4 protein-coding genes are annotated in these 4,447 nt (G+C 69.9%); 2 read left to right on the forward strand and 2 right to left on the reverse strand.

The window, feature by feature from the left end; translation table 11 throughout:
• Positions 1–9: 9 nt before the first annotated feature.
• A complete protein-coding gene (locus EF918_RS33035) occupies positions 10–306 on the reverse strand; it encodes a hypothetical protein (protein WP_125652585.1) in 297 nt (98 codons plus the stop codon).
• 309 nt (positions 307–615) lie between these two features.
• A complete protein-coding gene (locus EF918_RS33040; RefSeq protein ID WP_125652586.1) occupies positions 616–1,011 on the reverse strand; it encodes a hypothetical protein in 396 nt (131 codons plus the stop codon).
• Positions 1,012–1,761: 750 nt separating this feature from the next.
• Between EF918_RS33040 and EF918_RS33045 the strand changes: the two genes are divergently transcribed.
• Together EF918_RS33045 and EF918_RS33050 are read left to right on the forward strand one after the other, a co-directional pair.
• On the forward strand, positions 1,762–2,355 hold the full coding sequence (locus EF918_RS33045; protein WP_125652587.1) for a hypothetical protein: 594 nt from the start codon (positions 1,762–1,764) through the stop codon (positions 2,353–2,355).
• 396 nt (positions 2,356–2,751) lie between these two features.
• A partial coding sequence (locus tag EF918_RS33050) for an RICIN domain-containing protein (RefSeq protein ID WP_148141311.1) occupies positions 2,752–4,447 on the forward strand: 1,696 nt, incomplete at its 3' end.

Consider the following 4,447-nt stretch of genomic DNA (forward strand, 5'->3'; position numbering starts at 1 on the left):
CGCCCGCACTTACGGGACGTCGCCCCGCCACCCGAACCGGCTGGGGTAGACCCCATCGATCTCCGCCGGCTCGTATGCGCAGCGGCCACCCGGCCCGAACGCCCCCCGTTCCGACATCAGCAGGACGCCGTCCGCCCTCTCCAGCGGACTCCAGCCGGTCACGTCGAGCAGCCGGCCGCCGTCCAGCGGGCCGCCCACCAGCTCCACGTAGTCGTGGCTCGGTACCGGGCCCGGGTCAGGGTCATCCGGGTCCGCCCCGTACACCTGTCGGTCCCACCACGCAGCATCCGCCCGCCACCCTTTCACCGCCGGCCCGTGCCCGGCCGTGATCGCTGGTGTGCCTACGGACGGGTGACAGCGGTGAGCGCCCCCGAATCGGCGGCGCGCGGCTGGCTCTGCCCGAGGGGTGGCCGGGGCTCTACAGCGCAGGCCGCCGCCGGGATGCCACTCCATCACCGGAGCAGCCGCGTTCCCGTGTTCGGCGCACCGGGACACCGGGACCAGGCCACCGCAGTCGTGCCGAGCGCAGGAGCAGCCGTCCGCCGGGCCAGCGTACGGGGGGCGGGTGGGCCAGCTACGGCAGGCGGTGGCCGCCGAGACGGACTTCGCGGGCGGCTATCCACTCCCGCTCGACGTCCCGGTCACCGTCGGTGCGGGGCTGCGGAGGGCGTGAGGTCTTCCCTCCCCGTGGATGCGGTCGTGGGCGACCAGGCGCTCCGCGAGCATGGCCGCGTCGGTGCGCAGCCCCACCGCGGAGTCCACCGGTTCGGGGACGTCGTCGTACGGTTCCTCGCCCGGAAGATACGGGCCCGGCGTGCAGGAGAGGGACAGGGCGTCCAAGACGGCGCCGGCCTCCGGCAAATCGTCGCGGGCCTGCATGGCGAGGAGGTTCACCTCGGAGAGGACGGTGTCCCGTCCATGGGCGATTCGTCCGGTCAGGGCCTCGCGGTCGGCCTGGTGCCCGGCCAGCAGGGAGGCGATGAACCGTGCCCTCCACCACGACACCGGCATGGGGCTGATCGCCTGCTCCCGACTACGCGTCGGACAGTTCCACGGCCGACCCACCAGCGACTTCGACGCCGTCCAACTTCTCGTCACCGCCACCCAGTGACCGCGAAGCCCGCATGGCTCACCCGACCACCGTCACCCTGCAGCCCCACCAGGAAGAAGCCGTCGAAGCCATCGCTCGACGCCTCGACACTCCGCCCCGTAAGCGGATTCCGAAGGCAGGGCTGTGAGCCACGGTGGTGCCCGCATGCGGCACGCGGAAGACGTACATCGCCACCTCGGCCGCGCTGCAGCCGGCCCGGGCGGGCGGGACCTGGTCCGGGTCCTGGTCCTGGTCCTGCCGGCGACCCTGGACCTGCTCACCCGGACCACCCGGCAGCGGCGCACGGCCGGCATGCGATCGCGGTGTGCTCGCCGCACGACAACGCCGAGCTCTACTGGCCCCAGGTGCGAAGGATCATCCCCTTCGCCCCCTCCACCGAGGCTGAAGCAACCGACGAACTGCACAGTCTGCTCAACTCCCCGAGCACAAGGGCAGCGGACCTCGACGCCGGACGTGTTCCGCGACCTGTCGCCAGAAGGCACTCCACCTGCGCAAACGGGCTCCACTCGACGTCGAGGACAGACCGGCGCAGCAGACTCGCTCGAGCCACAGTCCGTGCGGCGGCTCCTTGCCGCCGACCCTGTGAATTCGAATCGACTTGGGACGCTGCGCGAGAGATCCTCGACGCGAACCGCACCGAGGAGACAGGCTTGATCACGGAATACCAGCAGCGGCTACGGGAGCGCTACGTCGCCGCCGCCGTCATGCCGGCCCCGACGCCATGGCAGCCCGTCCTGGACCACAGGACCGCCATCGGCGGACTGCTCGGCATCGGCTTCGCAGTCCACCCGGACACCGGACACGACCTCGTCATGGTCGTATCCAGCGACGGACACGGACTCTTCGATGCGGTCACCGGCGAGAAGATCGCACGCGACCGGAATCCCGATCCCGCCACCAGCACTCCCGACGCACACCCGGACCTCACCTGCCCCGGCCTCGGTCCCCTCGCAGGGACCCCGGTCCGCATCGCAGGCCTCTTCGGCGGCGGTCTGCACAGCACCACCCCGGACGGTTGGACGCTGGACATCGTCAGCCCCGAATGGCCCCACGACCGTGTCATCCTGTCTGCCGACGGCGGAGCACACAAAGGACCGGCTGGAGGCACCTGGTGGCACGTCTTCCACTCCGAGTACTCGGAGCTGCGCGCTGCCGGCTTCTCCCCATCCGGTCTCACCTTGGCAGTCGCCACCAGCAGCGACCTCACCCTGTGGACCCGCCCAGAGCTCCACATCGGGAACTGAGCGGACGCCGGGATGTCAGGCTCGGACGTCTGCCATCCCACTCAGTCCACGCAGGTCAGGCGGTGCACAGACGACCAACGTGGATGACAAAGGACAGAAGCACTCGCCCACCTGGGCATGCGACTGAGCACAGTGGTTCTGCGGCGCAGGCAGGATCCGCCCACGGGTCAGCGAGCCGGAACCGGTAGGTTGCCCCCGTGAGCCGCGACCGCCCAAGGCCGCTGCCAAGCGGGGACGGCGGCCTTGCTACGGGCAAGGCGGTTGACCGGCACTGGGGCTGCCGTGTCGGGGGATCGGGGGCTGGCGTCCGGCGGGGTCCGGCGCCCGGAAGGCAGGGCTCCGCTTCAAGGCACCCCTGTGATCGACGACTGATGGGCGCATGACATCCTCTGCGCCATGAATCTCGGAACCCTGTCCTCCGGTCTGCGCCGGCGATCCAAACACATGGCACGCGTCGCCGCTGTGGGCGCGCTCATACTGGCCGGCACGACGCTCGCCACCGGCACAGCACACGCCCAGTCCTGGGTCGAGCCGATCAACGCGAGCGGGTTCAAGCTCGAGCTGCGCGTCGACGCCACCGCTGACATAGCCTCCGGCGACGCCGCCAATCCCAGTCTGACCAAGGTGGACCTGTCGGCCGTCACCGACGGCGCGTACGCCAAGAACGGCCTGTGCTTCCCCGAGCCCATCCATCCGGGGGCCGCCCCCAATGGGTACTGCTGGGACAACGCCGCCGACGACAGCGGCTCGGACGGCAAGGCCCCCCAGGGGTTCGCCCTGCCCCACACCGAGACGACGGACGGCTGGTGGCGCGGCAAGCGCTGGGAGGTCGTCTCGTGGCACGGCCCGGAGAAGAGGGATGCCAACGACAAGCCCATCCCGGACCCTGCGCAGCCCGTCGGCAACTACGCCAAGGTACGGTTCGTCGACCGGAGCCTCTCCACTCCGCGGTACTTCGACGTCTTCCTTGCCACGCTGGCCCCGAACGGAGCGGTGACGGCCTCCGGAGGCACGCACGGCGACAGCGTCGTCTGGTACAACGACAATCTTCTCGTCGGAAGCGGGAAGAACCTCGAAGTCTTCCGCCTCGCGGACCTCATGCGTGTGTCCGGGGCCGGGCCCAAGGGCCTCAGCTTCGTCCTCCCGGTGGCCTACACGTACCGGACCACGGCGGTCACCAGTGGCAGTTGCACGGCGGCGACGGGCAACGAGCCGTGCCTGACCTCGCTCAGCCTCGACCGTGCCAACGGCGCTCTGCTGTCCTCGGAGTGGATGGACGGTGACAACCCCACGCCGGGCCGGATCGTCCGATGGCCGTTCGACCTCGCCACCGGCCTGCCGAAGAGCGGCGCGCCTGCCCTGGGGGCGTGGCTCTCGCCGATCAGGAGCATGCAGGGCATCGTCAACGTCCAGGGCACCTTCTACGTCAGTGGCATCTGCCCCAAGGCCATCAAAACCGGGTATCGCGAGTCCGCCTGCATCCACAAGGCCACGCCCGGCGGATACCCGAGCGTCGTGACGGCCGTCCCGGACATGACGCAGAACTTCGACTACGACCCGCCCTCCGACCGCTTCCGCGGCGTGAACGAGGTGGCGCAGTCGACCGAGGCCCTGCCCCAGCGCCTCGTCTTCGACTTCGCCCGGACCCCGTCCCCCATCACCACCGTCCGGTTCCGGAACGTCAACAGCGGCAAGTGCCTGCTCCCCTATGGCGGCAGCCTCAACAACGGAACGAACGTCGTCCAGTGGACCTGCGACGACAACACCGCCGAGAGCTGGTACTGGGTCGGCGACACGATCCGGCAGTTCCACAGCAAGAAGTGCCTGACCGTGTACGGCGGCAGCACCTCCGACGGCGCCGTGCTGAACGAGTGGACCTGCAACGGCAGCACCGCGCAGAGCTGGACCAAGGTGGCCGGGACCGCCGGCGGAGCCACCCTGCGCAACGTCAACAGTGGCAAGTGCATCACCATCTACGGCGGAAGCCTCGATGACAACGCGGTGGCCACCCAGTGGACCTGCGACGACAACACCGCCGAGAGCTGGTACTGGGTCGGCGACACGATCCGGCAGTTCCACAGCAAGAAGTGCC

This window comes from Streptomyces sp. WAC06614 (genome assembly GCF_003949795.1).
In the GTDB taxonomy this organism is placed as follows: domain Bacteria; phylum Actinomycetota; class Actinomycetes; order Streptomycetales; family Streptomycetaceae; genus Streptomyces.